This window comes from Pseudomonas sp. LBUM1647, from assembly GCF_059716175.1.
In genome coordinates, this window is the sequence record NZ_CP166809.1 from 3,582,770 (window position 1) to 3,607,259 (window position 24,490).

A 24,490-nucleotide genomic window follows, 5' to 3' on the forward strand; every position below is an offset into this window, starting at 1 on the left:
GCCCGCTCCCACATTATTGATCCGCCGTCTGCATTCCGGCCCGGGTCGGCTTGCCAAGCGCATGAGAGAAGAAACGCCCGGCTTCGGACACCATGGTGCGATGGATGTCTTTGCGGTCGACACCATCGGCATCGGTACACAGCGCCGGCATGGCGATGATCTGCTCTTCATTGCAAGGCGCCATGAACACAAAGTGCCCTGCCCCGGCCAGCAACTTGAAGTCCGGTGCGATCGGCAGTTTGCGCGCCAGGGCGGCGGCATTCTTGTCGAACGCCACCAGTTTGTCGCCGTCGCCGCTGTAGAGCAGCACCGGAACATGCACGTCGGCCAGGGTATGGCGGCCAAACTTCAGGCTCAGCGGCGCCATGAGCAGCAAGGCGCGAACCCGAGGGTCAGCCACCGGTTGCAAGTCATCACGGTCAGCAATCAATTCGCCTTGGGTGTTGCAGGCATCGCGGTCGTCCGGGCGTTCCTGACAATAGCGGCGCAGACGGTCCAGGTCTGGTGTCGCGCCGGACAGAATCAGCGCCGTCTCCCCACCCGCCGAATAACCGATCACACCGACTTGATCGGCATTGACGAAGGGCGCGAGCATTCGATCGCCCAGCGTCGCGGTAATGGCTTCGGAAATCTGGATGGGCCGACCGTAAAGGTTACTCAACGTACCGAGGCGGCTGTGGTCCTTGGAGTTGTCACCGGGATGGATCACCGCCACCACCACAAACCCTTTGCGTGCCAGCGACGTGGCGAGATCGTTTAAAGCCAGCGGTGTTCCGGTGTTGCCGTGGGACAGCATCAGCATCGGAAAACGACCGATGGCGACTGGGGTGTCTTCGCCCGCTTCGACCGTGTAGCCCTCGAGGATGCTGGAGTGCTCTTTGTCACTGGAGGGATAGAAGGCGATGGCGCGCATCGGCTGCAAGTCCAGAGGGTCGAGAAAACTCATCTCATGGAAGCCGACGCTCCAGTGAGGATGCGGCGCAGGCGCGGCGTGCACTGAGTTCAGGCTGCTGAGCAGGCAAATCAGTAAGGTTGCACAAAGACGCACCATGGGAGGCTCCACCTGGCTAATGACCGGGGACGTTAACCCTCGACTGCATAACTCGGGCCACTTTTTAATGAAATCCGAAACAGCCAGAAACAAAAAACTCCGTATCTGGCACTTGCGTGATCAGAATACAGAGTTTTTTGGGTATTACCCGAGCTGTTTGATTTTCTTTACACACGCCTTACGCGGCGGCGAACAACTGCTCGCTGATTTGCGTGTGAGCGTCGCTCATGGCTTTGGTGCGGACTTCGTCACCGTAGGCAAGACCATGGGCACGGACGAACTCGAGGTCAGTGATACCGATGAAGCCGAACAGCACCTTCAAGTACTCTTCGTGAGCAACGCCAGTCGCCTGACCCGCATGCAGACCGCCGGAAGTCGATACGATGACGACTTTCTTGCCACCGCACAGGCCTTCAGGACCGGCTTCGGTGTAACGGAAGGTCTGACCGGCAACGGCGATGCGGTCGATCCAGGCCTTGAGTTGGGTCGGGATGGTGAAGTTGTACATCGGAGCTGCAATCACCACGGCATCGGCGGCGAGGAATTCGGCCAGGGTGGTGGCACTCAGCTCGGCTTCGTGTTGCTGCGCGGCGTTACGCAGTTCAGCGGTGGTGCCGGCGGCAACCAGGGTGGTGGCGGAAAAATGGCTGATGGCATCGGCGGCCAGGTCGCGGTAGGTCACCACGGCAGTTGGCTCGGCGGTTTGCCAGGCTTTAACGACTTCGCTGCTCAGCTGACGGGAAGCCGAGTTGTCACCAAGAATGCTCGAATCGATATGCAGCAGTTTCATGTGGGATCTCCAGGTGAGGATCGCTACAAGGCGATCTGATGGGGAGAATCCTACAGGCGAAACCAATAGCTGATTAGACGGCAACAATGCGATAGTTCGTCCTACAGATAGAACAATCGAGCTCCCACCATGCAAGACCTCAATGATCTCTACTACTTCGCCAAGGTGGTTGAAGCCGGTGGCTTCGCCGCGGCCGGGCGTTTGCTCGGAATTCCCAAGTCGCGGTTGTCGCGGCGCATCGCCGAGCTGGAAGAGCGTCTCGGCGCGCGCCTGCTGCAACGCACCACCCGACAACTGAAGCTGACCGCCGTGGGTGAACGTTACCTGCGGCACTGTCAGGCAATGCTGCTGGAAGCCGAAATGGCCGACGAAGCCGTGGCCAGTATGTCCAGCGAACCTCGCGGGCGTTTGCGGGTATCCTGCCCCGTCGGGTTGGCCCACGAAATTCTGCCGACAGTGATCAGCGATTTCCTTGAGAAGTATCCTCAGGTTCAACTGGAGGTCATGTTGCTCAACCGTCGCGTCGACCTGGTGACCGAGGGCGTCGATGTGGCGCTGCGGGTGCGTGAGTTGGGCGATGAGGATCCGCTGCTGGTCACCCGACGTTTGCGCCAGGCGCAGATGGCGATGGTCGCCAGCCCCGGTTTTTTGCACGGACGTGAAATCAACCACCCCGAAGACTTGAAAAATCTGCCCGTGCTCGGTGCCCTGGAAGCCGACCGCCTGGTGCATATCCGCATGCTCGACCAACAGGGTAAAAGCTGCGATCTCACCCTCGAAGCGCGATTGGGCATCGATGACTTTATCGTGCGCAAGGCCTGCACCCTTGCCGGCCAGGGTTTTACCATGCTGCCGATGATGTATTGCGAGCAGGAACTGGAAAACGGCTCGCTGGTGCAGTTGCTGCCCGACTGGTCGTTGCCTGGCGGCTGGCTGCAAGCGGTCTACCCTCATCGGCGCGGGGTGATGCCGGCCGTACGCGCCTGGCTCGACCATTTGATCGAATCATTCAATGCCTGTGGGGACCGACTGATATGAAGGCTGGACGTATGAGCGAAGAGGATGTCGCGCAATTCTGTCTCGCGCTACCGGGTGCGCGGGAAGACTACAAGTGGGGTGGCGTACGGGTGTTTTCGATTGCAGGGAACAAGATGTTTGCCTTGCAGAATCTGCGGGGCGAGTCCCTGGCCTTCAAGGTCGACAAGGATTTGTTTCTCGGCCATTGCGACCGCCCGGGAATCCGCCCGGCGCCGTATCTGGCGCGGGCTCAGTGGATCATCATGGAAACGCCCTACCCGTTGGGCACTGAAGAGTTGCAAGGCTTGTTGCAGCGTTCCCATCAATTGGTGGTGAGCAAGTTGCCCAAGCGCACCCAGGTCGGACTGCTGCTTTAAAACAGCGCCAGCAGATTTGCACCCAGAAATAATTGATCGATCCAGAACACCTGGTGCAGCAACACAATCATCCAGAACAACAGCTGAAACGACACTTTGCGCGTCTTGTGCCGAAACAACTGCTGCGCCAGTAAGGCGCCCGGCCAGCCCCCGGCGAGTTCCACCGCATGCAACACGTTCTCCGGTGTGCGCCAATGGTCGGCGCGAGCCTTGCGCTTGTCGCCCCAGTACAGCAAGAACGCCAGCAGGCTGACGACCCCGTACGCCGCCAGGGGCATCACCGAAACCCCGCGCAGCCACAACGACATCGAGCCGCACAGCGGCAGCGCGCACAGGACCGCAAACACCAACAATTTCAGCTGAAGATTGCGAATCTCTCCTGCGGGTTTGCGTCCGGGGTTGTTGCGCGCGCTGGCGTCACTCATGGCTTGACCGCGGTCCAGTCGACCCAACCGAACTGCCAGGTGGCCAGAATGACCAGGCCGAACGCGATGCGATACCAGGCAAACGCCGCATAGCTGTGGCTGCCGATGAACACGAGCAAGGCTCTGACGGCAATCATCGCGAAGATGAACGCCGTGACGAAACCGATCGCGAACACCGGAAAATCCGACGGGACGAACAGGTTGCGGTATTTGTAGCCCGAGTAAACCGCCGCAGCGACCATGGTCGGCATCGCCAGAAAGAACGAGAACTCGGTAGCGGTCTTGCGCGACAGCCCGAACAACAAGCCACCAATGATCGTCGAGCCGGAGCGTGACGTCCCGGGAATCATCGCCAGGCACTGGGCGAAGCCGACTTTCAGGGCGTCTTTCCACGTGATGTCATCAACGGTTTCGGCATGCACTTCATGCTGACGCTTTTCGGCCCACAACATGACGATCCCGCCTACCACCAACGCCGCTGCGACGGTGATCGGGTTGAACAGGTATTCGTGGATCAAATCGGAAAAAATCACCCCCAGTACCACGGCCGGCATGAAAGCAATCAACAGGTTTGCGGTAAAGCGGCGAGCGCTCGGCTGGGTCGGCAAACCGATGACCACGTCGAAGATCTTGCGGCGAAACTCCCACACCACCGCCAGAATCGCCCCCAGCTGAATAATGATGTTGAAAGCAATCGCCCGCTCGCCACCAAAGTTGAGCAAGTCCGCCACAATGATCTGGTGCCCGGTACTGGAAATCGGCAAAAACTCCGTCAGCCCTTCTACAACCCCAAGAATCAATGCCGAAAAGGCAGTCCAAAGATCCATCAATCCCCCAAGAAGCGATGCGCCATGGCATGCCCCGTTAATATTTTTTCAGAACGTTTACTGCGATCAGCCTAGCTGAAGTCCCGCGCGCACAGGATCCAGACGGAACCATAAAAATTCCGTGAAAAATCAACTTGGATTCAGGTTTTTCCGTGCGGGGCCGAAATCCTATCAGACAAGTCTGATTAACGCTGCCGCGTTATTGGACTTGGGTCGGATATGACCGATTGGCAAAGTGTGGTTGGATGCTGGCGATCATTTATTACAAGAAAAAGAACTCGGAGTGACAGCGTTATGAACAGCTTGCGCAGTATGTCGATCAGCCGACGTTTGTGGCTCATCTTGATCGTGGCCGTCCTGATGCTAATGACGTTGGGCGTCTTGATGCTCAAGCAGATTCACGATGACCTGTACCACGCCAAGGCCCAGAAAACCCAGCATGTGGTGCAAACCGCCAGTGGCATTCTGACCTATTACCACGACCTCGAAACCGCCGGCACCCTCACCCGCGATGCTGCGCAGAAGCAGGCTCTGAGCGCCGTTCGCGGTCTGCGCTATGACCAGAACGACTACTTCTGGATCAATGACCTGACGCCGGTGATGATCATGCACCCGGCCAACCCGAAACTCGATGGCCAGAACCTCTCGGCGATTCGCGACCCGGACGGTTTTGCCCTGTTTAACGAAATGGTCGCCGTCGCCAAAACCAAGGGTGCCGGCACCGTCGAATATCGCTGGCCTAAACCGGGCGCCAGCGCACCGGTAGAAAAAACCTCCTACGTCAAACTCTTCGAACCCTGGGGCTGGGTAATCGGTTCGGGCGTGTATATCGATGACATGCAGGCCGAGTTCTATGGCCAAGTCTGGAAGGCCTCGTTCGTGGGGCTGGTGATTGCCATGATCATGGCGTTGCTGGTCATCCTGATTGCCCGCAGCATCGTTCGTCCACTGCAGGAAACCGTGAACGCCATGGCCAAAATCGCCAGCGGCGAGAGCGACCTGACCCGCAGCCTCGACACCCATGGCCAGGATGAAGTCACGCAACTGGCACGCCACTTCAACGCCTTCACCGCCAAGCTGCGACTGGTGATCAAAGAACTGCAAGTGTCCGCCAGTGCCCTGGGCCAGTCTTCCAGCGAACTGGGCAACGACGCTGCCCAGGCCCAGCAACGTAGTCAGCAACAGTCCCAGCAAATGGAACTGGTGGCCACAGCAATCAATGAAGTGACGTATGGCGTACACGACGTCGCGAAAAACGCCGAGCACGCCGCCAGCGAAATGCGCGATGCCGAGTCTCAGGCGCAGCAAGGCCAGGTCAACATCGATAGCAGCCTGCAACAGATCGACAAGCTGTCGTCGACCATCGATCAGGCGGTGGAAGTGATTCGTACCCTGGCCGCCGAAAGCACGCAGATCGGCAGCGTTCTCGAAGTGATCCGTTCCATCGCCGAGCAAACCAACCTGCTGGCCCTCAACGCAGCCATCGAAGCCGCCCGGGCCGGCGAGCAAGGTCGCGGTTTTGCGGTGGTGGCCGATGAAGTGCGACTGCTGGCCCAGCGTACCCAGAAGTCCACGGCCGAGATCCAGTCGATGATCGAACGCCTGCAAAGCCATTCCGAAGCGGCGGTCAAAGTGATCGGCGACAGCAGCCGTGCATCGCAGTTGACCATCGAGCAGGCCGGCCTGGCCGGTGCAAGCCTGAATGCCATTGCCCAGGCGCTGCGCAACCTCAACGGGTTGAACGCCTCCATCGCCAGCGCGACCTTGCAACAGGCGCATGTGGTCGAGGACATCAACCAGAACGTCACCCAGGCGGCCGGTTTGTCCCACAGCACGGCGCTGGCGGCCGAACAGTCGAGCGTGGCCAGCGTTCATCTGAAGGAATTGAGTGAGCAGTTGAACGGTCTGATCAAGCAGTTCCGGGTGTAACACCTGCCCCTGTAGCAGCTGCCCTGTGGCGAGGGGATTTATCCCCGTTCGGCGGCGAAGCCGTCGTAACCCATTGGACGTGGTGTGGCTGGAAAAAAAGGGGCCGCTTCGCAGCCCAACGGGGATAAATCCCCTCGCCACATCGGCAGCTGCTACACAGGACAGCGCACGCCGGTTCTACTTGGCAGCGCCTGCCGTTACAATCCGTACCCTCTTCGATTTCCCCAAGGAACCTCCATGTCCGGGCTTGAACTGTTTGCCGCCGCCCTCGGTGTCATTGCCGTCTGGTTGACGGTCAAACAGAACCCTTGGTGCTGGCCAATCGGCCTGGTCATGGTGCTGCTTTATAGCTGGATCTTTTTTGAGGTGAAGCTCTACTCAGACATGCTGCTGCAGGTGATCTACGCCGCGTTGCAGCTCTATGGCTGGTGGCAGTGGACACGTGCGGGGGACGCGCACCAGGGTCGGCACGTCAGTCAACTCGACGGTAAATCGGTCGCTTTCGGCCTGGTCATTGGCGCGGTCGGCAGTCTGTTGCTGGGGGCGGCCATGGCCCATTGGACCGACGCCGCGCAGCCTTGGCTCGATGCTGCGCTGACGGGCTTCAGCCTGGTGGCGCAATTATGGATGGCGCAAAAACGCGTGCAGTGCTGGCCGCTATGGATCGTCCTGGACTGTATTTTCGTCGGCCTGTTCTTGTACAAGGGAATGTACCTGACTGCGGCCCTGTATGGTCTGTTCACCCTGCTGGCCATTCAAGGCTGGCGCACATGGCGCAGCGATCCGCTGCTGTGCCCATGAAGGTGCTGGTGCTGGCAGGTCCGGAATCCAGCGGCAAAAGCTGGCTTTCGAGTGAGATTCACGCCAATTTTGGCGGCATATTGGTCGATGAGTACGTTCGGCGCTTCATCGAAAGCGAAGCCCGCGAAACCTGCTACGATGACATTTCATCCATAGCACATGGCCAGCTGAGATGGGAAGATGAAGCACGCGCCAGACAACCATCCCTGTTGATTCTCGATACACACCTATTAAGCAATATCCTTTGGAGTCGAACTTTGTTTGGCGCTTGCCCGGCGTGGATCGAGCAAGCATTGCTGGCACGGCACTACGACCTGCATTTGCTGCTGAGCCCTGAAACCGTGGCTTGGCATGACGACGGGCAGCGTTGCCAACCGCAACTGGCAGAACGCCAGGCGTTTTTCCAGGCCAGCCGCCAATGGCTTGACCTGCACCACCAGCCTTGCCAGGTGCTGCAAGGTGATTGGCAACAACGCAAGGACGCGGCATTCGAGGCGGTGACGCGCTTGCTCAAGGCCTGACAGGGGTATCCCGCCCCTGTCACAGATGTCCATTCCTGAAACACCCATCCCTGCGCAAACCCGCGAGCCAGAGCGGCCCGAGCGTTCCTGCAAGAAAATGTTAAGCCACTGATACAACCAGCCTTCAGCGCCCTTTAGCGAGCAATGCCGCCAGCATGAACGGCACTTTTGCGTGGCTCTGTCTCAGTGGCGTTACAAAATTCTTTTGACAACCTCAACAATTAAAGCCAACCAACTGTTTTTAAAAGAAAAACGAAAACCGGCACACCTTCTGCTCTCTTCCTCGCAACGCTGATAAGGGCCAGCGTTCCACTTACAGAAGGAATTGCCGCCGTGGGGAAACTTGAAAACAACATCTATACCCTCCTGCTGATCGGATGCGCACTGGGCTCAAGTGTCTGCCTGCCTGTACAAGCTGACAACGGCATCATCATTATCAAACGTGATGTCCAACCACGCATGGCAACGCGTGCGCCGATAATTCCCGACCCTAGCCCCACGACCGCCAATGCCAACCCGTCCAAACACATCCTCAGTCAAACGAACGAATTGAGCGACGGCGACTTTGCCGGTGTCGCCAGTGGTGCAGGCATCTCCCGCCTGGTCACTCAAAACACCAACAACCTGGGCGGCAATATCGGCAACCAGACCCAGCTTTCCAACCTCCCCGCGGGACGTTCGGGAAATGCCGGCAACGGTATTGCCAACATGGTCAATTCAAGCGTCCAGCAAGGCCTGGGTGCTCTGAAAGTCATAACGGGAGACCGTTAAGATGAATCGTACGCTGCTGATTCTCGCCATGTTTTGCAGTGCATCGACCTTTGCCCAATCTCCCGTCATCAATAACGCCGAAATCGACGGCTCGGGCACGCAGTACCAGGGCAACCTCGCGGTCAACCAGGCCGCGGGCGATCTGCAGCAGCAGGCTAACGCCCGGGCCATCGCCGTTGGCCATGGAGCCAGCGCGACCACACAAATTCGCCAACGGCTGCGTACGGTGGTCGACCCCAGAATCGATGCCCATTCCAGCATTCAAGGCGACTCCTTCAGCCACGGCAACGGCGTACTGGGCGTCAACCAAAGCGCGGGCGCCAGCAACCAGCAAGCCAATGCCCTGCGGATAAGCATCAGCACACAGCCGCAAAGCATCGACGACAGCGTCCTCAGGCAACAGAACGTGGCGCTGATCACTAACTCCGATCCAACTGACTCTGCACCAGGCTATCGCCAGGTCGCTACCAGCGATCAGGCCTTCACCGGTAGCCGTGGGGTGATCCAGTTGAATCAGAGCGCCGGGGTGGGAAACCGAACGGCCAATACCCTGAGCGTACGGGTCACGGATTGACCCAAACAGGTAGGTACAACACTTAACCTAAAATAAGTACGGAGAACCACCATGAAACCTTCGATGGCAATAAAACCTCTGGTTTTTGCAATCGCTGCGGTCTTGGCTGTTGCTGCACAAGCTGGACAGAACGATCGGCGTGGTCACCATAATGGTGGTCACAACAATAACCACACTCCTCCTCCAACTTGGATCCAAACCGACGCGACTGCCAATGCGAACGACAGGCAGAGCAGCACCGGCAACCGCATCCTCAACGAAGGGACTCAGAACTCAGCCGAGATGAGCAGCTCTGGCGGAGGCTCGAGCGGCAACGTCGGCATCAACGTGGCAGCAGGCGCCGGCAACCAACAAGACAACGCGGCCGCCATCGCAAACGCTGGCTCCACCTCCAGTCTCGATAACAGCTTCGTGTTCGGCAATGCCGACGCCAGCGCTCGAGTCACGCAATACAGCAACAACAACAAGGTCTACAACTACGGCGTCACAAACTCTGCCGTGATGAGCGGATCGGCTGATGGCAGCAACGGCAACATGGGTATCAACATTGCTGGCGGCGACCTGAACCAACAGAAAAACACCATGGCAATTGCCAACTCCAACTCCCCGTTGGGTAACGCAAACGCCACCGCCTCTGCCAATCAAAGCGGTCCTGGCCTGACAGTGAATAACAACGCTGATCGGACCTACCGCGTGGATACGATTACCGTTACCAACACGGCCAGCGGTAGTTTCTCCAAAGATAAGTCGTTCGAGGCTAGCGGCAGTCAAAGCGCTTCTTCGAGCTGGGCCGCGGCCGGGGCCAAGAGCTCTGAATCTAGCGGTTCCCTCAGCATTGATGTAAGCGGTTCCAAAAGCAGCAATGCAAGCGGTTCCAACAGCAGTTCTGCGAGCGGTTCTAACAGCAGTGCTGCGAGCGGTACCAACAGCAGTACTGCAAGCGGTTCCAACAGCAGCAGTGCAAGCGGTTCTTCGAGTGCATCCTTGAACGCTTCCTTGGGCGCTACTCTGGACGCTGCTGCGGCGACTTCCAGTTCCACTACCTTCAATAATGGCAATGGCGATCGCACCCGCAGCAGGAGTTCCGACGCATCGCTTACCGCATCGCTTGACGCAACGCTTGACGTATCGGTAGACAGATCGTTCGACAGATCGCGCGATTCCTCGTTCGACAGATCTCGCGACTCCTCGTTCGACAGAACTCGCGACTCCTCGTACGACAAGTCTCACGAATCGTCGTACGACAAATCGCGCGATTCCTCGTTCGAAAAATCGTTCGACTCCTCGTTCGAAAAATCGAACGCCTCCTCGTTCGAAAAATCGGGCTCGAAATCGTCCGAATCTGAGTACGCAAAAGCGAAAAGCTACAGTGAAAGCAGCTCATATGATTTGAGCAACACCTACTCCTATCAAGTGCTGACTCCAACTGGCTGGGCAAACCCTGTGACCAACACTGCAACCCTGAGCGGTTCGGTGAATGGCGGCAGTGGCAACCTGGGCGTCAACGTGGCTGCCGGTGTGGGTAACCAACAAAGCAACTCGCTGTCCATTGCCAACCAGTCGTTCTAACTGCTGTCTCTGGAGGCCCCCTTATGGGGGCCTTTTTTCAACACAACCAGAAGGCATCCCACTATGCGCATTATCGCCTTGGCATTTTTGCTTTGCGTGGCCAGTGTGATCGAGGCTGCACAAATACCGCTTGCCGTCCTGCCGGGCGGCGCGGTGGTGTTCAAGCCGATCCAAAGCGTGCGTGAGCGCAAGTTTGCCGACCTGGTCCAACAGAAAACCGATTTCAGTTGCGGCGCAGCGGCGCTGGCGACGATATTGCGCCAGGCCTATTGGCTGGACGTGAACGAAGAACAAATCATCGAAGGCATGCTGTCACACTCCGATCAGGATCTTGTCCGCGTCCAGGGCTTTTCCATGCTCGACATGAAGCGCTACGTGGAAAGTATCGGCATGCGGGCCCGTGGTTACCGGGTAGCGCCCGAAACGTTGAGCGAGATCAGAATTCCGGTTGTGGTGCTCATGGATATCCGTGGCTACAAACATTTTGTGGTCATGCAAAGAGTTCAAAAGGGCTGGGTATATATCGGAGATCCGGTACTCGGTCATAAACGTTACAAAGTCGAAGACTTTGTAAAAGGCTGGAACGGCATCATCTTTGCCGTCATCGGCCAGGGCTACGACAAAACCAATGCGTTGCTCGACCCACCCCTGCCACTGACCGCCAAGAACCGCATCAACACCTTCAGCCCGGTGCAAGACGCAGAGTTGATGGATTTCGGATTCATCCAAAGCGACTTCTTCTAATAACAAGGGAGCACGACGCTCCGGGAGCATTCCAATGAAGACTCCAATCTGGCTGGCCGTGGTTTGCCTGGCCGCCAGCCTGCCGACCCAAGCACAGACGCTCAAACCCATTGAACTGAACGATCAGGAATTGGCAACCCTGCGAGGCCGCTATGTCATGCCGGGACGGATCGTCAGTTTCGGCATTGTCATGACCAGCACTTGGCAAAATGCCAACGGTGAAGTGATCGGGGCAACTTCCTCGATGCAAATTCAACAATCGACCATCAAGCCACAGTTCTATGTATCGATGATCGACGAAAAAGGTAATGGTTCGGCGAGTTCGCAAGGCACCGGTACCGTCACTGGCGGCGGCGGCCTCAACAGCGCCGAAGGCGTCACTCAAGTCGTGCGTGCTGCCGGCGACCATAACACTGCCTACAACAACGTTGATATCAACGTCACAAAGGCTAACCAAGCGCCAGCAACGCAACAGCAGGGCCAGGCACTGGCCGCAGGCTCGACGTTGGTCGGCACCAATGGCGCGGGCTCGCTGAGCATTTCCTCGACCGGTACGGGTGTGCAACTCAACATCGTGGCCAACAACAACCAGGGCAGTACCGTACAACGCCTGGCCCAGGGTGGGCTGATGCAGAACACCACTTTGCTCGGCGGTGGCAACCAGGTCCGCAACCTCACGTCCCTCAATGTCGTGCTGCGTGACAACGTGGCGACAGCCGGGTCGCTGAACGGCAACCTGGACCAGCTCAAAGGTCTTCGCACTCAAGGATTCTGATCTACGCTCAGTCTCATCATGAAGTCAGAAGGGACGGCTAACCCATGCACCGATCGTTAACGTTCAGAGCTATCGTTTGTTTGAGTAGCCTGGCCCCGGCGACACTGCTGTACGCAGCACCGGACCCCCAGGTCGAGATACTAAAACAAGAACTCATGGAGTTGAAACAGCGTTACGAAGCACAACAGAACGCGCTGATGGTACTCGAGCAACGCGTTCGCCAAGTCGAAGAAACACCTGCAACACCGGCTCCCAAACGCCTGACCAAATCCCCTGCCGAAACGACCAAGGGTGGCCAGACGGTGGCCGCCGGTGCGCCGGGAACCACAGGCAGTTCATACGGCCAATCGCTCAAGGATGATTCGGAGCCTGCGCAAAGCGTTTCCAACCTGTATGACGAAGCCAGCGGCTTCTTCGGTGGCGGCAGGTTCAGCTTCGAAACCGGCATGACCTACACGCACTACGATACCCGTGCGCTGACGCTCAATGGCTTTTTGGCGCTGGACTCGATTTTTCTCGGCAGCATCGATATCGACCGTATCAAGGCGGATAACTGGACCCTGGACCTGACCGCCCGCTACAACACGGGACAACGCTGGCAGTTCGACATTAACGTCCCCGTGGTTTATCGCGAATCAACGTATTCCTCCGGTGGCGCCGGTGGCGCTGGCCCAGTGACGTCGGACGCAACCGTTACCCGCGACCCGACCATCGGCGATGTGAACGTTGGCGTTGCTTACAAGTTTCTGGATGAGTCGGCCAACCTGCCCGATGCGGTCGTTACACTGCGCGTCAAGGCGCCGACCGGTAAGGATCCATACGGCATTAAGCTGGTCCAAGAGCCGAACAACGATAACCTCGCGATACCCGAGGACTTGCCTACTGGCAACGGTGTCTGGTCGATCACCCCGGGTATCTCCCTGGTCAAGACCTTCGACCCGGCCGTGCTGTTCGGCAGCCTGGCCTACACCTACAACATTGAAGACTCTTTCAGCGACATCAGCCCTCAGGTCAACTCCAAGGTGCCCGGTGACGTGAAACTGGGCAATTCCTGGCAGGTCGGCGCCGGCATTGCTTTCGCCTTGAACGAGAAGATGAGTATGTCGTTCTCGTTCACCGACCAGTTCGCCAGCAAGAGCAAGATCAAGCCGGACGGTGGTGATTGGCAATCGATTACCAACAGCGATTACAACTCGGCCAACTTCAACATCGGCATGACCCTGGCAGCAACCGATAACCTGACGATCGTTCCCAACCTGTCCATCGGTCTGACCGACGACTCGCCAGACTTTTCCTTCAGCCTGAAATTCCCGTACTACTTCTAATCCGGCCCCCACAAAAAACCCGCTTTTTCGGCGGGTTTTTTACTGTTGATAGCTCCAGGTTTTCAGAGCTTTTCCTTGCAGCTAACAACATGCAGCTCAACGTATCTGATGCTTGTGCAACAAACGGTAGAAGGTTGGCCTGGATATCCCCAGCACCTTGGCGGCGATGCTCAAATTATCGCTGTGGCGGTTAAGTACATCGCACAAGGCCTGGCGCTCTGCCCGGTGCTTGTAGTTTTCCAGCGTGCCCATCGGCGCGGCAACGGCCTGCTGGCTGATCAGCCCCAGGTCTCGCGCTTCGATCTGCCGGCCTTCGGCCAGTACCAACCCGCGACGTACCCGGTTGGCCAGCTCGCGCACATTGCCCGGCCAGTCATGCTTGCCCATGGCAATCAAGGCGTCTTCACTGAAACTGCGCGGACGGCGGCCGGTTTCATGGCTGTAGAAATGGGAAAAGTGGTTCGCCAGCATCGACAGATCGCCATTGCGCTCACGCAAGGGCGCGGTCGCGACCTGCAACACGTTCAGGCGGTAATACAGATCTTCGCGAAAGCGTTTCTTCTCGATCGCTGCCTCAAGATCGACATGGGTCGCGGCCAACACCCGCACATCCACGGGAATCGGCTGACTGCCGCCCACCCGCTCGATGTGCTTTTCCTGGAGGAAACGCAACAGGTTTGCCTGCAGCTCCAGGGGCAGATCACCGATTTCGTCGAGAAACAGCGTGCCGCCGTTAGCCGCTTCGATCCGCCCGACTTTGCGTTGATGGGCGCCAGTAAAGGCCCCCTTCTCGTGGCCAAACAGTTCGGACTGGATCAAGTGTTCGGGAATTGCGCCGCAATTGATCGCGACAAAGGGTTTGCTGTGACGTTGGGATTGTCGATGGAGCGTGCGGGCGACCAGTTCTTTACCGGTACCGCTTTCACCACGGATCAATACCGGAGACTCGGTGGGCGCCAGCTTGCTCAGCAACTTGCGCAGTTCGCGAATGGGTTTGCTGTCGCCAAGCAGCTCGTGTTCAGGTTGATCAATGTGAACCGTGCCCTGCCCACGCAAGCGTGCCATCCCGAATGCCCGGCCCAGCGTCACCTGAACCCGGGACACATCGAATGGCAAGGTATGGAAATCGAAAAACCATTCGCAGACAAAGTCCCCGACATTCTGCAATCGCAGGACTTCCTGGTTGAGTACGGCGATCCACTCGGTACCGCTACGGCTGATCAGCTCTTTGACGGCTTCCGGGCGTTCGAGGTGAAAAGGCTGCAAACGCAACAGGCCGACATCGCAGGTTTTGTCGGCAACGTTTTCCAGGGTGCAGCTGTCAACGTCCCAACCCACAGAGCGCAAAACCGGCAGCAGACGATGACAGTCGTCGCAAGGATCCACTACTAACAGACGTCGTAAGGCAGGCGCTTCGATCATGGCTGTTCCTTGGCGCCAAATTTATGAAATATTATTAAAAACAGTCGTTTGGCGGACCTGGCTGTAACGTTAGCAATAATTTGACGTGACCTTGTACCGTTTGACTATAGAGCGGTTGCGTTATTAGTTATAAGAAGCGACTTAGTTAGTTGCCTAACGAGTTCTTCCTTTCATTCAGCTTTCAAACCCTGTCCAAACCTTGAGCCAATGAAAGAAAGTTGATATTTCTTTTAATTGTATGTGACCCGCCCCCCGGTTGCGGGCATCAGTACAAGTAACCAGCCGAACGGTAAGCCCAACCGACGGCACATCACTTGATTGGGCATACAGAGAGAAAAACCCATGAACGCCCCGCTCCGCATCAACGAAGCTCTTTTGATTGCCGACCGCGCATTCCAACCGTTCCAATGCGTGGCCTGGGCCCCACAAGACGGCAATGGCGAACTCAGCCTGACCGTTATCGATCGCACCAACACCCGTAGCATCGGCCGTAAGCAGATCCCAAGCAGTGCCTATACCGATCCTGCGCAACTTGAATGCCTGCTTGAAGCGGCACGCGCGGAATTGAGCGAGGAAGGTTACAAACTCCAATCGTGGTCGATGCCACACTAAGCGTTTTGCGGGTTACCAAACGGTAACCCGCGCCCTCCCCCGATTAGTATTCGAACTTGCACGCGTCCAATTACTTGGCAGGCTTGTCAGTGGTTCGAAAAGACACTGTTCTGGCACACAGCGACCCTCCACCTGTTAGTTATGACAGTTGTGCATCCAGGCGTTCAGGGATTGAATGTTTCCTTATACAGTCGCCACCCAAACTCCCGGTTCAGGACGACTCGCAAGGAGCTGCGTGCATGTCAATCCAGACCGCGTTTGCATTACCGGCAACCCTGAACAACGCCGGCAAACTTGATACAACCTTTGCCTCGTCTGGCAAAACCCAGGTGTATTTCGCTGGCAGCCTCTCAAGCATGGCCAACGGGGTCGCGATTGATTCACGTGGCAGGCTGTTAGTCGCAGCGAAGGTAGGAACGCCAGGCGGTAGCCGCTTCGGCGTGGCACGCTTGCTCGAGGACGGCTCGGCGGATCTGGCATTCGGCAATCAAGGCAGCGTCATCGGGCAATTTCAACACGGCTTCGAGGCCATGGCCGGCAAAGTCCACGTACTGCCCGATGGGCACATTCTGGTAGCCGGCCTGCACTATGAAAATGCTCACCGGACACTGCCCGCCCTCGCCCTGTTTGATCAGCATGGTCGGCCGGCTCAATGGTTTGGCGACAATGGCCGCTGCGTCGTGCGTCTTCCGGGCGATCTTTCCCAAGGCGTGCGTGACACCTGGCTACCCCCCGGCGTACCGGGCGCAGAAGCCTGTGATGTCTGCGTGCAGGAGGATGGTCGAATCCTGCTGCAGGCCAATCATCACTTCGAACTGTCTGATCATGTCGGCATGCTGATACGCCTCAACATCGACGGCTCGCTGGACGACACCTTCAACGGTCGTGGCTTCGTGATTGTCAGGCACTTGTTGATGAACACCTGGCTCAGCAGCCTGATGGTGCAACGAGACGGCCGGATCCTGGTGGGCGGGTCGATCAACTTTCCTGAAGAAGGTCTGCTGGCCCGCTATCACACCGACGGCAGGCTCGACGATTGTTTCGCCGTGGATGGTTTCATGACCTTCAGGGCACGAGGGTATAGCGCTCAGGTCACCCAGATAGTCCAACAGGAAAATGGCGATCTGCGGTGTTTTGGCAGCAGCCGCGACCCGATGCATTGCCTGGCACTGAAAGTACACAGCAATGGCCGCCCGGACATTCATTGCAATGGAGGCCAGGCCCAACTGCTGGAAATCGGTCACAGTGGTTGCCAGTGGACCGACGCAAAGGCACTGCCGGACGGCTGCGTGGTGACGGTCGGAGCCACGATCGGCGGTGTCGAGGCGGATTTCATTCTGGCGCGGCATCTGCCCGACGGGCAACTCGATCGCAGCTTCGGCAATGGCGCCGGCTGGGTTCGCACCCGCCTTGGCCGCAGCCTGGATACCGCGACTTCAGTGGTCATGCAGGCCAATGGAAACATCGTCGTCGCAGGCTATTCACTGGACGGCAACTATCGAGCGATCGTCGCACGCTATCTGGGGTAAGCCTGCACAGTTTTCCTACACTTGATCTTCCCTTCCGCTTACGGCAAGTTGCGCGCTTCTTAATACAAGGAGTAGCCGATGCCCGGTTCAATGGCTCAGGCGTTCACGCACAATTTTCTCGGGCATTCACCCCGCTGGTACAAGGCAAGCATTGTCGGTTTCCTGATTCTCAACGCATTGGTGTTGTGGACCGTCGGCCCCGTGGTGGCCGGTTGGCTGCTGGTGCTGGAATTCATCTTCACCCTGGCCATGGCGCTCAAGTGTTATCCGTTGATGCCCGGCGGCCTGCTGTTGATCGAAGCGCTGTTGCTGAAAATGACTACGCCCCAGGCACTCTACGACGAGCTGGTGCACAACTTCCCGGTGATCCTGCTGCTGATGTTCATGGTGGCCGGTATCTACTTCATGAAAGACCTGCTGCTGTTTCTGTTCTCACGGCTGCTGCTCGGGATTCGCTCCAAGGCGCTGCTGGCGTTAATGTTCTGCTTCCTGTCGGCGTTTCTGTCGGCGTTTCTCGATGCCTTGACCGTGACCGCCGTGATCATCAGTGCAGCCGTCGGGTTTTACTCGGTGTATCACCGCGTCGCCTCCGGCAACGATCCGCGTCAGGACAGCGAGTTTGGCGATGACCAGCACCTGCCCACCCTCCATCACGCCGACCTCGAACAATTCCGCGCCTTTCTGCGCAGTCTGCTGATGCACGGTGCCGTGGGTACCGCACTGGGCGGTGTTTGCACATTGGTCGGTGAACCGCAGAACCTGCTGATCGGCCACGAGATGGGCTGGCACTTCTCTGAGTTCTTTCTGAAAGTCGCCCCGGTTTCATTGCCGGTCTTGGTGGCAGGCCTGGTGACCTGCGTCCTGCTGGAGAAGCTTCGTTGGTTCGGTTACGGCACGCTGTTACCGGACAACGTGCGTGCGGTTCTGGCCAATTACGCTGCAGAAGACAATGCCGAACGCACCTCGCGCCAACGTGCAGCGCTCATCGTGCAGGGATTGGCAGCGCTGATTCTGATTGCGGGGTTGGCGTTCCATATTGCTGAGGTCGGCCTGATCGGCTTGATGGTGATCGTGCTGATCACCGCATTCACTGGCATCACCGACGAGCACCGTATTGGCAACGCGTTCAAGGACGCCATGCCGTTCACAGCGCTGCTGGTGGTGTTTTTCGCGGTGGTGGCGGTGATTCACGATCAGCAACTGTTCACGCCTTTGATCCAGTGGGTGCTGGCGCTGCCAGCGCATCAACAACCGGGCATGCTGTTTATTGCCAACGGTTTGCTGTCGGCCATCAGCGATAACGTGTTCGTCGCGACCATTTACATCACCGAAGTCAAACAGGCCTTCATCTCTGGCCACATGAGCCGTGAGCATTTCGAGACGCTGGCGATTGCGATCAACACCGGCACCAACCTACCGAGCGTGGCGACGCCCAATGGTCAGGCTGCGTTTCTGTTCCTGCTGACCTCGGCGATTGCACCGCTGATACGACTGTCGTACGGGCGGATGGTGTGGATGGCGTTGCCGTACACCGTGGTGATGGGGGTTCTTGGCTGGTATGCAGTGAGTTTCTGGCTGTAACACCAATCAACCTGTAGGAGCTGTCGAGTGCAACGAGGCTGCGATCTTTTGATGTTGCTTTTACAAGCGAAGATCAAAAGATCGCAGCCTCGTTGCACTCGACAGCTCCTACAGGGGTTTCAGCGTTTCAGGATGTAGCGCTCGATTGCCTGGGCTGCACCGTCCTCGGTATTGGCGCCCGTCACCACGTCCGCCTGACGCTTCACCGCCTCTTCCGCCTGTCCCATGGCGATCGACAAGCCTGCGCGGTGAAACATCGCCGGGTCGTTGCCGCCATCGCCCAGCGCCGCGGTCTGCTCCAGCGGTACACCGAGGAACTCGGCCAGTGTCGCCAGCGCTGCCCCCTTGTTGGCTTGCATCGCGGTCACGTCCAGATAAATCGGCTGTGAACGGGAGACCTGTGCCTGGCCTTCCACTTTGGGCAGCAGGAGCGCTTCCAGCTCAATCAACAACTGCGTGTTGTTGCTGGTGGCGACGATCTTGTCGATGCGTTCCAGATACGGCTCAAAACTCTCGACCACGACTGGCGGATAACCCAGGCCGTGCTGTTCACGAGGCACCATTGGGCCGTTCGGGTCTTTCAGCAACCAGTCGCCACCACTGAACACCCAGATTTCGATGTCCGGCCGGTCGGCAAACAGCGCCAATGCCGTCAGCGCCGCCGTCGCCGGCAAGTAATGTGCGACCAGCAAACTGCCATCCGGGTTGACGATAGTGCCGCCATTGAAGGCTGCCGTTGGCAGGTCGACGCCCAAGGCTTCAATCTGCTGCAACATGGCTTTGGGTGGACGGCCGGTGGCCAGGCTGAACAACACGCCCGCCTCGCGCAAGGAACGGACCGCTGAGAGGGTGCGTTGGCTGAGGCTGTGATCGGGCAGTAGCAAGGTGCCGTCCATGTCGCTGAGCAGAAAACGGATGGGTTGTGGCGTTGTATCACTCATCCGAGGCCGTGCCAGACGCGACCGTCGCGGGTCAGCAGATCTTCTGCAGCCTGCGGGCCGTCTTCGCCAGCGGCATAGCTCTGCACGCTCGCGTCCTGCTGCCAGGCATCAAGGAAAGGCTGCACGGCGCGCCAGCCGTTCTCGATGTTGTCGGCGCGCTGGAACAGCGTCTGATCGCCGGTCAGGCAATCGTAGATCAGGGTTTCATAGCCGGTGGACGGCTGCATTTCAAAGAAATCCTTGTAGGCAAAGCCCAGTTCGATATTGGCCATTTTCAAGGCCGGGCCGGGCCGTTTGGCCAGCAGGTCGAACCACATGCCTTCGTTGGGTTGAATCTGGATTCGCAGATAGGTCGGCTGCAACTCATCGACCTCGGTATCGCGGAACTGCGCATACGGCGCCGGTTTGAAGCAGATGACAATCTCGGTGTCGCGCACGCTCATGCGCTTGCCGGTGCGCAGGTAAAACGGCACGCCGACCCAGCGCCAGTTGTCGATCATGACTTTCAGCGCGACGTAGGTTTCGGTGTTGCTGTCGGGCGCCACGTTGTTTTCCTGGCGATAACCCGGCAACTCTTTGCCGTCGACTTCACCAGCCGCGTATTGGCCGCGTACTGAATTGGCCAGCGCTTCCTCGACTGTCCAGGGGCGAATCGCACCGACCACCTTGGCTTTCTCGCCGCGTACCGCATCGGCGCCAAAGGCGGCCGGCGGCTCCATCGCAACCATCGCCAGCAATTGGAACAGGTGATTGGGCACCATGTCCCGCAGGGCGCCGGTGTGTTCATAAAAACTGCCACGGGTTTCCACGCCGACGGTTTCGGCGGCGGTGATTTGTACGTGGTCGATGTAGTGATTGTTCCAGAACGCTTCGAACAGGCTGTTGGAAAACCGGCTGATCAAAATGTTCTGCACGGTTTCCTTGCCCAGATAGTGATCGATCCGGTAGATCTGGTTTTCCGTCATCACTTTGAGCAAGCAAGCGTTCAAGGCTTCGGCAGTATGCAGATCGGAACCGAAGGGTTTTTCGATCACCACCCTTCTGAACGCTTCTGGCGACTCTTGCAGCAAGCCGGCGGCGCCGAGACGACGCACCACTTCGCTGAAGAAACGTGGCGCGGTGGCCAGGTAGAAGACGGCGTTGCCAGTGCCGCTGGCGGCGATTTTCGCCGCCAGGGCTTGATAGGTGCTGTCGTCCAGGAAGTCGCCCTGGACGTAGCTGATGCCTTTGGCCAACTTGGCCCACAAGTCCGGGTCAAGGGCTTGATCGCCCTTGCCGACCTTGGCGGCCACTTCGGCCCGAATGAAGTCTTCGAGTTTTTTCGCAAAGGCTTCGTCGGTAATGGCGTTGTGGTCAACGCCGATGATCCGCAGTCCATCCCCAAGCAGACCGTCACGACTCAGGTTGTACAGCGCCGGCATCAGCAGACGCTTGACCAGATCTCCATGGGCACCGAATAGAAACAGCGTGGTCGGTGGTGCGGGTTCTGCCTTGGATTTATTGCGGATCAAGCGAGTCATTTTTTCGCAGTCTCCACATGGCCGCCGAAGCCGAAGCGCTGGGCCGAGAGAATCTTGTCGCCAAAGGTGCCTTGCCCGCGCGAACGGTAGCGGGAGAACAGCGAGTTCGACAGCACCGGTACAGGCACCGATTGCTCCATGGCGGCTTCGATGGTCCAGCGACCTTCACCACTGTCAGCCACTTCACCTGTGTAACCGTCGAGTTTCGGATCGCTGGCCAGCGCGTCGGCGGTCAGGTCGAGCAACCAGGACGACACCACGCTGCCGCGACGCCAGACTTCGGCGATGTCGGCTACGTTCAGGTCGAAACGCTGGTCTTCCGGCAAGTTGGTACTGGCCTTGGTCTTGAGGATGTCGAAGCCTTCGGCGAAGGCCTGCATCATTCCGTATTCGATGCCGTTGTGGATCATTTTCACGAAATGGCCCGAACCGGCCGGGCCTGCGTGGATGTAACCGCGCTCGGCACGATCGTCTTCGGACTTGCGGTCCTTGGTCCGAGGAATGTCGCCCAGGCCCGGTGCAAGGCTCTCGAACAGCGGATCAAGGCGTTTAACCACCTCGGCTTCGCCGCCGATCATCATGCAGTAGCCCCGCTCCAGGCCCCAGACGCCGCCGGAGGTGCCGACGTCGACGTAGTGCAGGCCTTTTTCCGAGAGGGTTTTCGCCCGGCGGATGTCGTCCTTATAGAAGGTGTTGCCGCCGTCGATGATGGTATCGCCAGCTTCGAGCAAGGTGCTCAGGGTGTCGATGGTGTCTTCGGTCGGTGCGCCGGCCGGCAGCATGACCCACACCGCACGTGGCTTGGCCAGGCCAGCGACCAGCGCCAGCAGGTCGATGACGCCAGAGGCGCCTTCTGCGGCCAGGGTGTCGACAAAGGCGGTATTGCGGTCGTAAACAACGGTGGTATGCCCGTTGAGCATCAGGCGCCGCGCAATATTGCCGCCCATGCGGCCCAGTCCAATAATCCCGAGTTGCATGTGCTGATGCTCCCTACTACAAATAATGTGTGTCAAAGGTTTATAGCCCAACGCGACTCATTCGACTTAGTCCAGCGTCGGGGCACATAGTTTCCGGGCATTGTGCCCGATCCAGATTGATAACGTCGGTAATCGCGCCGAAGACACAACGACCATGAAAAATAAAAAAGTTCCCTTCCGGGACAAAAGAAATCAAAATCAGCGCCGATAGTAAGTCAGCACCCGATTTCGGGGCAGGTTTACAGTTGAGGCAGCCATTTGCGAGGTGAGCAATGGGCACAGTACACGCAGCACGGCCAGCACAAACCCTTTACGTCACGATCCGTCGCGATGAATTACGCCAGTTGAAAGACGAGCGCGACCAGTTGAAGCAGGAGCTCGCGCAATTGCGCTTGTTGACACAAAGCAATCAGGCCCAGCCTTTGCCCGTCACCCACCGTGTGCCTCACGCCTGATCCCCTCGCTTGATTCGGAAGCAGCCCACTGCTGTTTCCGACCTGCCATCCCGCCTTTGACAAACCCGGCAACTCACGAAGTTTTCACATCCGATTGTTGATACTCCGGCGCCTTATGGCCGTTCGGTATCCGCGCGGCGCCCGTTCGTCGGTGACATTGATGCCCCGGCGGGGAAGTGATTATTGGCTGGAGCGCTGAATGGCTTTGTTTAAACGCAGCAGTACGTCTGCGAAAGGTTTCGACTGGACAGGATTTCTCTGGCTGTTCCTGTTCTTCTGGTATTTTTCCGGCATTACCCAACTGCTGATCCAACTGACAGGCACCTCCGGTTTTACCGGGTTCCGCCAGGCCTTTGTGATGAGCGCCATCTGGCTTGCGCCGATGCTGCTGTTCCCCAAACAAACACGTGTCATGGCTGCACTGATCGGTGTGGTGCTGTGGGCCTGCTCAATGGCCAGCCTGGGTTACTTCTTCATCTATCAGCAGGAGTTTTCCCAAAGCGTCATCTTCATTATGTTCGAGTCGAACATCTCCGAAGCCGGCGAGTACATGACACAGTACTTTGCCTGGTGGATGGTGGCGGCATTCCTCGCTCACACCGCTTTCGCTTACTTCCTCTGGACTCGCTTGCGCCCGGTGTACATGCCTCGTGGCCGGGCGCTGGTGGCTGCAACGGCGATTGTGGTCGCCGTCGTCGGTTACCCACTGATCAAGCAAACCGCGCGCACCGGCAGTCTTGCCGGCGGTTTCGAGAAATTCGAATCCCGCATCGAGCCCGCGGTGCCTTGGCAGATGGCCGTAGCCTATCATCGCTACCTCGATACCCTGGCCGGTATGCAAGACATGCTCAATAGCGCCAGCAAGATCCCTCCCCTGCACAATCTCAAAGATTCGGCGGCCAATCAGCCGGCAACCCTGGTGCTGGTGATCGGTGAGTCCACCAACCGTCAGCGCATGAGCCTGTACGGCTACCCTCGGGAAACCACCCCGGAGCTCGACAAGCTCAAGGATCAACTGGCGGTCTTCGATAACGTCATCACTCCGCGCCCTTACACCATCGAGGCGTTGCAGCAGGTTCTGACCTTCGCCGACGAAGAAAACCCGGACCTGTATCTGTCGACTCCGTCGCTGGTCAGCATGATGAAACAGGCAGGCTACAAGACCTTCTGGATCACCAACCAGCAGACCATGACCAAGCGCAACACCATGCTGACGACCTTCTCCGAGCAGGCTGACGAGCAGGTGTACCTGAACAACAACCGCAACCAGAATGCCGCCCAGTACGATGGCGACGTGATCGAGCCGTTCAACAAGGCCTTGGCAGACGCTGCGCCGCGCAAGCTGATCGTCGTGCATTTGCTTGGCACGCACATGAGCTACCAATACCGTTATCCGTCGTCCTTCGATAAGTTCAAGGACCGCAAAGGCGTTCCGGACGGTGTGCGCGATGATCAGGTGCCAACGTACAACAGCTATGACAACGCGGTCCTGTACAACGACTTCGTGGTCTCGAGCCTGATCAAGGACTACGCCAAGTCTGATCCGAACGGGTTCCTGATGTACCTCTCCGACCACGGTGAAGACGTTTTCGACTCGCCTGGCCACAGCACCCTTGGGCGCAACGAAAGCAAACCGACGGCGCCGATGTACACCATTCCGTTCATGGCCTGGGCCTCGCCGAAATGGCGCGAAAACCATGACTGGAGCTTTGCCGGTGATCTGGGGCGGCCTTACAGCAGCTCGCACCTGATCCATACCTGGGCTGATCTGGCGGGTCTGAGCTTCGATGAACTGGATCGCAGCAAGAGCCTGGTCAGCGACAGTTTCAAGCCACGGCCATTGATGATCGGCAATCCTTATGAGCGCGAGCAAAAGGCATTGATCGACTTCAGCCTGATGAAACCCAAGGCGCTGCCAGGCGCCCCGGAAGTCGTTCAGAAGTAATCCTTTCAGGGG

The 24,490-nt window shown here is 58.0% G+C and carries 24 protein-coding genes; 16 read left to right on the top strand and 8 right to left on the bottom strand.

The genetic code is table 11. The features are described 5' to 3' along the window. Window positions 1-13: 13 nt before the first annotated feature. Entirely contained in the window at window positions 14-1,051 is a 1,038-nt protein-coding gene (locus ACA059_RS16170) for an alpha/beta hydrolase family protein (protein ID WP_497630061.1), read from the bottom strand. A gap of 178 nt (window positions 1,052-1,229) precedes the next feature. After that, a complete protein-coding gene (locus tag ACA059_RS16175) occupies window positions 1,230-1,841 on the bottom strand; it encodes an FMN-dependent NADH-azoreductase (protein WP_056740026.1) in 612 nt (203 codons plus the stop codon). A gap of 129 nt (window positions 1,842-1,970) precedes the next feature. Here ACA059_RS16175 and ACA059_RS16180 point away from each other — a divergent pair, with 129 nt between their 5' ends. Together ACA059_RS16180 and ACA059_RS16185 are read left to right on the top strand one after the other, a co-directional pair. After that, the gene (locus ACA059_RS16180) at window positions 1,971-2,879 is read left to right on the top strand and encodes a LysR substrate-binding domain-containing protein (protein ID WP_282479168.1); all 909 of its coding nucleotides are present in this window, start codon (window positions 1,971-1,973) and stop codon (window positions 2,877-2,879) included. Further along, window positions 2,876-3,235 (top strand): MmcQ/YjbR family DNA-binding protein, encoded by a 360-nt coding sequence (locus tag ACA059_RS16185; RefSeq protein ID WP_415769175.1) that lies wholly within the window; start codon window positions 2,876-2,878, stop codon window positions 3,233-3,235. The genes ACA059_RS16180 and ACA059_RS16185 overlap by 4 nt, the downstream gene beginning before the upstream one ends. Here the strand turns inward: ACA059_RS16185 and ACA059_RS16190 are convergent. Together ACA059_RS16190 and ACA059_RS16195 are read right to left on the bottom strand one after the other, a co-directional pair. Beyond that, on the bottom strand, window positions 3,232-3,660 hold the full coding sequence (locus tag ACA059_RS16190; RefSeq protein WP_497630062.1) for a DUF1294 domain-containing protein: 429 nt from the start codon (window positions 3,658-3,660) through the stop codon (window positions 3,232-3,234). The genes ACA059_RS16185 and ACA059_RS16190 overlap by 4 nt on opposite strands. After that, complete coding sequence (locus tag ACA059_RS16195; protein ID WP_497630063.1) at window positions 3,657-4,487, bottom strand: undecaprenyl-diphosphate phosphatase; 831 nt, start codon at window positions 4,485-4,487, stop codon at window positions 3,657-3,659. The genes ACA059_RS16190 and ACA059_RS16195 overlap by 4 nt, the downstream gene beginning before the upstream one ends. Window positions 4,488-4,781: 294 nt before the next feature. Here ACA059_RS16195 and ACA059_RS16200 point away from each other — a divergent pair, with 294 nt between their 5' ends. From ACA059_RS16200 to fapF, 9 genes are all read left to right on the top strand, one after another. Next, window positions 4,782-6,416, top strand: coding sequence for a methyl-accepting chemotaxis protein (locus ACA059_RS16200; RefSeq protein ID WP_497630064.1), 1,635 nt, complete (start codon window positions 4,782-4,784; stop codon window positions 6,414-6,416). Between the two features lie 237 nt (window positions 6,417-6,653). Then, window positions 6,654-7,217 carry a nicotinamide riboside transporter PnuC gene (gene pnuC / locus ACA059_RS16205; protein WP_497630065.1) on the top strand — a complete coding sequence of 188 codons (564 nt, stop codon included), beginning with the start codon at window positions 6,654-6,656 and terminating at the stop codon, window positions 7,215-7,217. After that, window positions 7,214-7,738, top strand: a complete 525-nt coding sequence (locus ACA059_RS16210) for an AAA family ATPase (protein ID WP_497634689.1) — start codon at window positions 7,214-7,216, stop codon at window positions 7,736-7,738. The genes pnuC and ACA059_RS16210 overlap by 4 nt, the downstream gene beginning before the upstream one ends. A gap of 333 nt (window positions 7,739-8,071) precedes the next feature. Further along, the gene (fapA, locus tag ACA059_RS16215) at window positions 8,072-8,509 is read left to right on the top strand and encodes a functional amyloid chaperone FapA (protein ID WP_497630066.1); all 438 of its coding nucleotides are present in this window, start codon (window positions 8,072-8,074) and stop codon (window positions 8,507-8,509) included. 1 nt (window position 8,510) lies between these two features. Continuing rightward, window positions 8,511-9,083 carry a fibril amyloid subunit FapB gene (fapB, locus tag ACA059_RS16220; protein WP_497630067.1) on the top strand — a complete coding sequence of 191 codons (573 nt, stop codon included), beginning with the start codon at window positions 8,511-8,513 and terminating at the stop codon, window positions 9,081-9,083. A gap of 51 nt (window positions 9,084-9,134) precedes the next feature. Continuing rightward, window positions 9,135-10,652: an amyloid-like fimbrin subunit FapC gene (gene fapC / locus ACA059_RS16225; RefSeq protein WP_497630068.1), complete on the top strand. Its 1,518-nt coding sequence runs from the start codon at window positions 9,135-9,137 to the stop codon at window positions 10,650-10,652. Window positions 10,653-10,715: 63 nt separating this feature from the next. Continuing rightward, on the top strand, window positions 10,716-11,396 hold the full coding sequence (fapD, locus tag ACA059_RS16230) for a fibril amyloid maturation endopeptidase FapD (protein ID WP_497630069.1): 681 nt from the start codon (window positions 10,716-10,718) through the stop codon (window positions 11,394-11,396). Between the two features lie 34 nt (window positions 11,397-11,430). Continuing rightward, on the top strand, window positions 11,431-12,171 hold the full coding sequence (gene fapE, locus ACA059_RS16235; protein WP_497630070.1) for a fibril amyloid subunit FapE: 741 nt from the start codon (window positions 11,431-11,433) through the stop codon (window positions 12,169-12,171). Between the two features lie 44 nt (window positions 12,172-12,215). After that, window positions 12,216-13,496 carry a fibril amyloid transporter FapF gene (gene fapF, locus ACA059_RS16240; RefSeq protein ID WP_497630071.1) on the top strand — a complete coding sequence of 427 codons (1,281 nt, stop codon included), beginning with the start codon at window positions 12,216-12,218 and terminating at the stop codon, window positions 13,494-13,496. 96 nt (window positions 13,497-13,592) lie between these two features. On the opposite strand, the gene ACA059_RS16245 is transcribed toward fapF, so the two are convergent. Next, window positions 13,593-14,918, bottom strand: coding sequence for a sigma-54 dependent transcriptional regulator (locus ACA059_RS16245; RefSeq protein ID WP_123365003.1), 1,326 nt, complete (start codon window positions 14,916-14,918; stop codon window positions 13,593-13,595). Window positions 14,919-15,260: 342 nt separating this feature from the next. Here ACA059_RS16245 and ACA059_RS16250 point away from each other — a divergent pair, with 342 nt between their 5' ends. From ACA059_RS16250 to nhaB, 3 genes are all read left to right on the top strand, one after another. Next, window positions 15,261-15,530: a hypothetical protein gene (locus ACA059_RS16250; RefSeq protein ID WP_008149930.1), complete on the top strand. Its 270-nt coding sequence runs from the start codon at window positions 15,261-15,263 to the stop codon at window positions 15,528-15,530. A gap of 239 nt (window positions 15,531-15,769) precedes the next feature. Then, complete coding sequence (locus ACA059_RS16255) at window positions 15,770-17,059, top strand: NHL repeat-containing protein (protein ID WP_497630072.1); 1,290 nt, start codon at window positions 15,770-15,772, stop codon at window positions 17,057-17,059. A gap of 78 nt (window positions 17,060-17,137) precedes the next feature. Further along, window positions 17,138-18,640 carry a sodium/proton antiporter NhaB gene (gene nhaB, locus ACA059_RS16260; protein WP_497630073.1) on the top strand — a complete coding sequence of 501 codons (1,503 nt, stop codon included), beginning with the start codon at window positions 17,138-17,140 and terminating at the stop codon, window positions 18,638-18,640. 119 nt (window positions 18,641-18,759) lie between these two features. Here the strand turns inward: nhaB and ACA059_RS16265 are convergent, their stop codons facing one another. The 3 genes from ACA059_RS16265 to gnd are packed head-to-tail and all read right to left on the bottom strand — an operon-like array spanning window position 18,760 to window position 22,078. After that, window positions 18,760-19,581, bottom strand: a complete 822-nt coding sequence (locus ACA059_RS16265) for an HAD family hydrolase (RefSeq protein WP_497630074.1) — start codon at window positions 19,579-19,581, stop codon at window positions 18,760-18,762. Next, window positions 19,578-21,101: a glucose-6-phosphate dehydrogenase gene (gene zwf, locus ACA059_RS16270; protein ID WP_497630075.1), complete on the bottom strand. Its 1,524-nt coding sequence runs from the start codon at window positions 21,099-21,101 to the stop codon at window positions 19,578-19,580. The genes ACA059_RS16265 and zwf overlap by 4 nt, the downstream gene beginning before the upstream one ends. Further along, window positions 21,098-22,078 carry a phosphogluconate dehydrogenase (NAD(+)-dependent, decarboxylating) gene (gnd, locus tag ACA059_RS16275; RefSeq protein WP_497630076.1) on the bottom strand — a complete coding sequence of 327 codons (981 nt, stop codon included), beginning with the start codon at window positions 22,076-22,078 and terminating at the stop codon, window positions 21,098-21,100. Before gnd ends, zwf begins: the two co-directional genes overlap by 4 nt. A 272-nt stretch (window positions 22,079-22,350) precedes the next feature. Between gnd and ACA059_RS16280 the strand changes: the two genes are divergently transcribed. Continuing rightward, a complete protein-coding gene (locus tag ACA059_RS16280; protein ID WP_033055075.1) occupies window positions 22,351-22,533 on the top strand; it encodes a DUF6026 family protein in 183 nt (60 codons plus the stop codon). Between the two features lie 199 nt (window positions 22,534-22,732). Beyond that, a complete protein-coding gene (locus tag ACA059_RS16285) occupies window positions 22,733-24,478 on the top strand; it encodes a phosphoethanolamine transferase CptA (protein WP_497630077.1) in 1,746 nt (581 codons plus the stop codon). Window positions 24,479-24,490: the final 12 nt, after the last annotated feature.

Bases quoted from the DNA above. Each gene is read 5' to 3' on its own strand.
- ACA059_RS16175 (WP_056740026.1), bottom strand. From the start codon at position 1,841: ATGAAACTGCTGCATATCGATTCGAGCATTCTTGGTGACAACTCGGCT.
- ACA059_RS16200 (WP_497630064.1), top strand. From the start codon at position 4,782: ATGAACAGCTTGCGCAGTATGTCGATCAGCCGACGTTTGTGGCTCATC.
- fapF (WP_497630071.1), top strand. From the start codon at position 12,216: ATGCACCGATCGTTAACGTTCAGAGCTATCGTTTGTTTGAGTAGCCTG.
- ACA059_RS16190 (WP_497630062.1), bottom strand. From the start codon at position 3,660: ATGAGTGACGCCAGCGCGCGCAACAACCCCGGACGCAAACCCGCAGGA.
- pnuC (WP_497630065.1), top strand. From the start codon at position 6,654: ATGTCCGGGCTTGAACTGTTTGCCGCCGCCCTCGGTGTCATTGCCGTC.
- gnd (WP_497630076.1), bottom strand. From the start codon at position 22,078: ATGCAACTCGGGATTATTGGACTGGGCCGCATGGGCGGCAATATTGCG.
- fapB (WP_497630067.1), top strand. From the start codon at position 8,511: ATGAATCGTACGCTGCTGATTCTCGCCATGTTTTGCAGTGCATCGACC.
- ACA059_RS16285 (WP_497630077.1), top strand. From the start codon at position 22,733: ATGGCTTTGTTTAAACGCAGCAGTACGTCTGCGAAAGGTTTCGACTGG.
- fapC (WP_497630068.1), top strand. From the start codon at position 9,135: ATGAAACCTTCGATGGCAATAAAACCTCTGGTTTTTGCAATCGCTGCG.
- ACA059_RS16180 (WP_282479168.1), top strand. From the start codon at position 1,971: ATGCAAGACCTCAATGATCTCTACTACTTCGCCAAGGTGGTTGAAGCC.
- zwf (WP_497630075.1), bottom strand. From the start codon at position 21,101: ATGACTCGCTTGATCCGCAATAAATCCAAGGCAGAACCCGCACCACCG.
- ACA059_RS16170 (WP_497630061.1), bottom strand. From the start codon at position 1,051: ATGGTGCGTCTTTGTGCAACCTTACTGATTTGCCTGCTCAGCAGCCTG.
- fapD (WP_497630069.1), top strand. From the start codon at position 10,716: ATGCGCATTATCGCCTTGGCATTTTTGCTTTGCGTGGCCAGTGTGATC.
- ACA059_RS16265 (WP_497630074.1), bottom strand. From the start codon at position 19,581: ATGAGTGATACAACGCCACAACCCATCCGTTTTCTGCTCAGCGACATG.
- ACA059_RS16245 (WP_123365003.1), bottom strand. From the start codon at position 14,918: ATGATCGAAGCGCCTGCCTTACGACGTCTGTTAGTAGTGGATCCTTGC.
- ACA059_RS16210 (WP_497634689.1), top strand. From the start codon at position 7,214: ATGAAGGTGCTGGTGCTGGCAGGTCCGGAATCCAGCGGCAAAAGCTGG.
- ACA059_RS16185 (WP_415769175.1), top strand. From the start codon at position 2,876: ATGAAGGCTGGACGTATGAGCGAAGAGGATGTCGCGCAATTCTGTCTC.
- ACA059_RS16195 (WP_497630063.1), bottom strand. From the start codon at position 4,487: ATGGATCTTTGGACTGCCTTTTCGGCATTGATTCTTGGGGTTGTAGAA.
- ACA059_RS16280 (WP_033055075.1), top strand. From the start codon at position 22,351: ATGGGCACAGTACACGCAGCACGGCCAGCACAAACCCTTTACGTCACG.
- ACA059_RS16250 (WP_008149930.1), top strand. From the start codon at position 15,261: ATGAACGCCCCGCTCCGCATCAACGAAGCTCTTTTGATTGCCGACCGC.
- fapE (WP_497630070.1), top strand. From the start codon at position 11,431: ATGAAGACTCCAATCTGGCTGGCCGTGGTTTGCCTGGCCGCCAGCCTG.
- ACA059_RS16255 (WP_497630072.1), top strand. From the start codon at position 15,770: ATGTCAATCCAGACCGCGTTTGCATTACCGGCAACCCTGAACAACGCC.
- nhaB (WP_497630073.1), top strand. From the start codon at position 17,138: ATGCCCGGTTCAATGGCTCAGGCGTTCACGCACAATTTTCTCGGGCAT.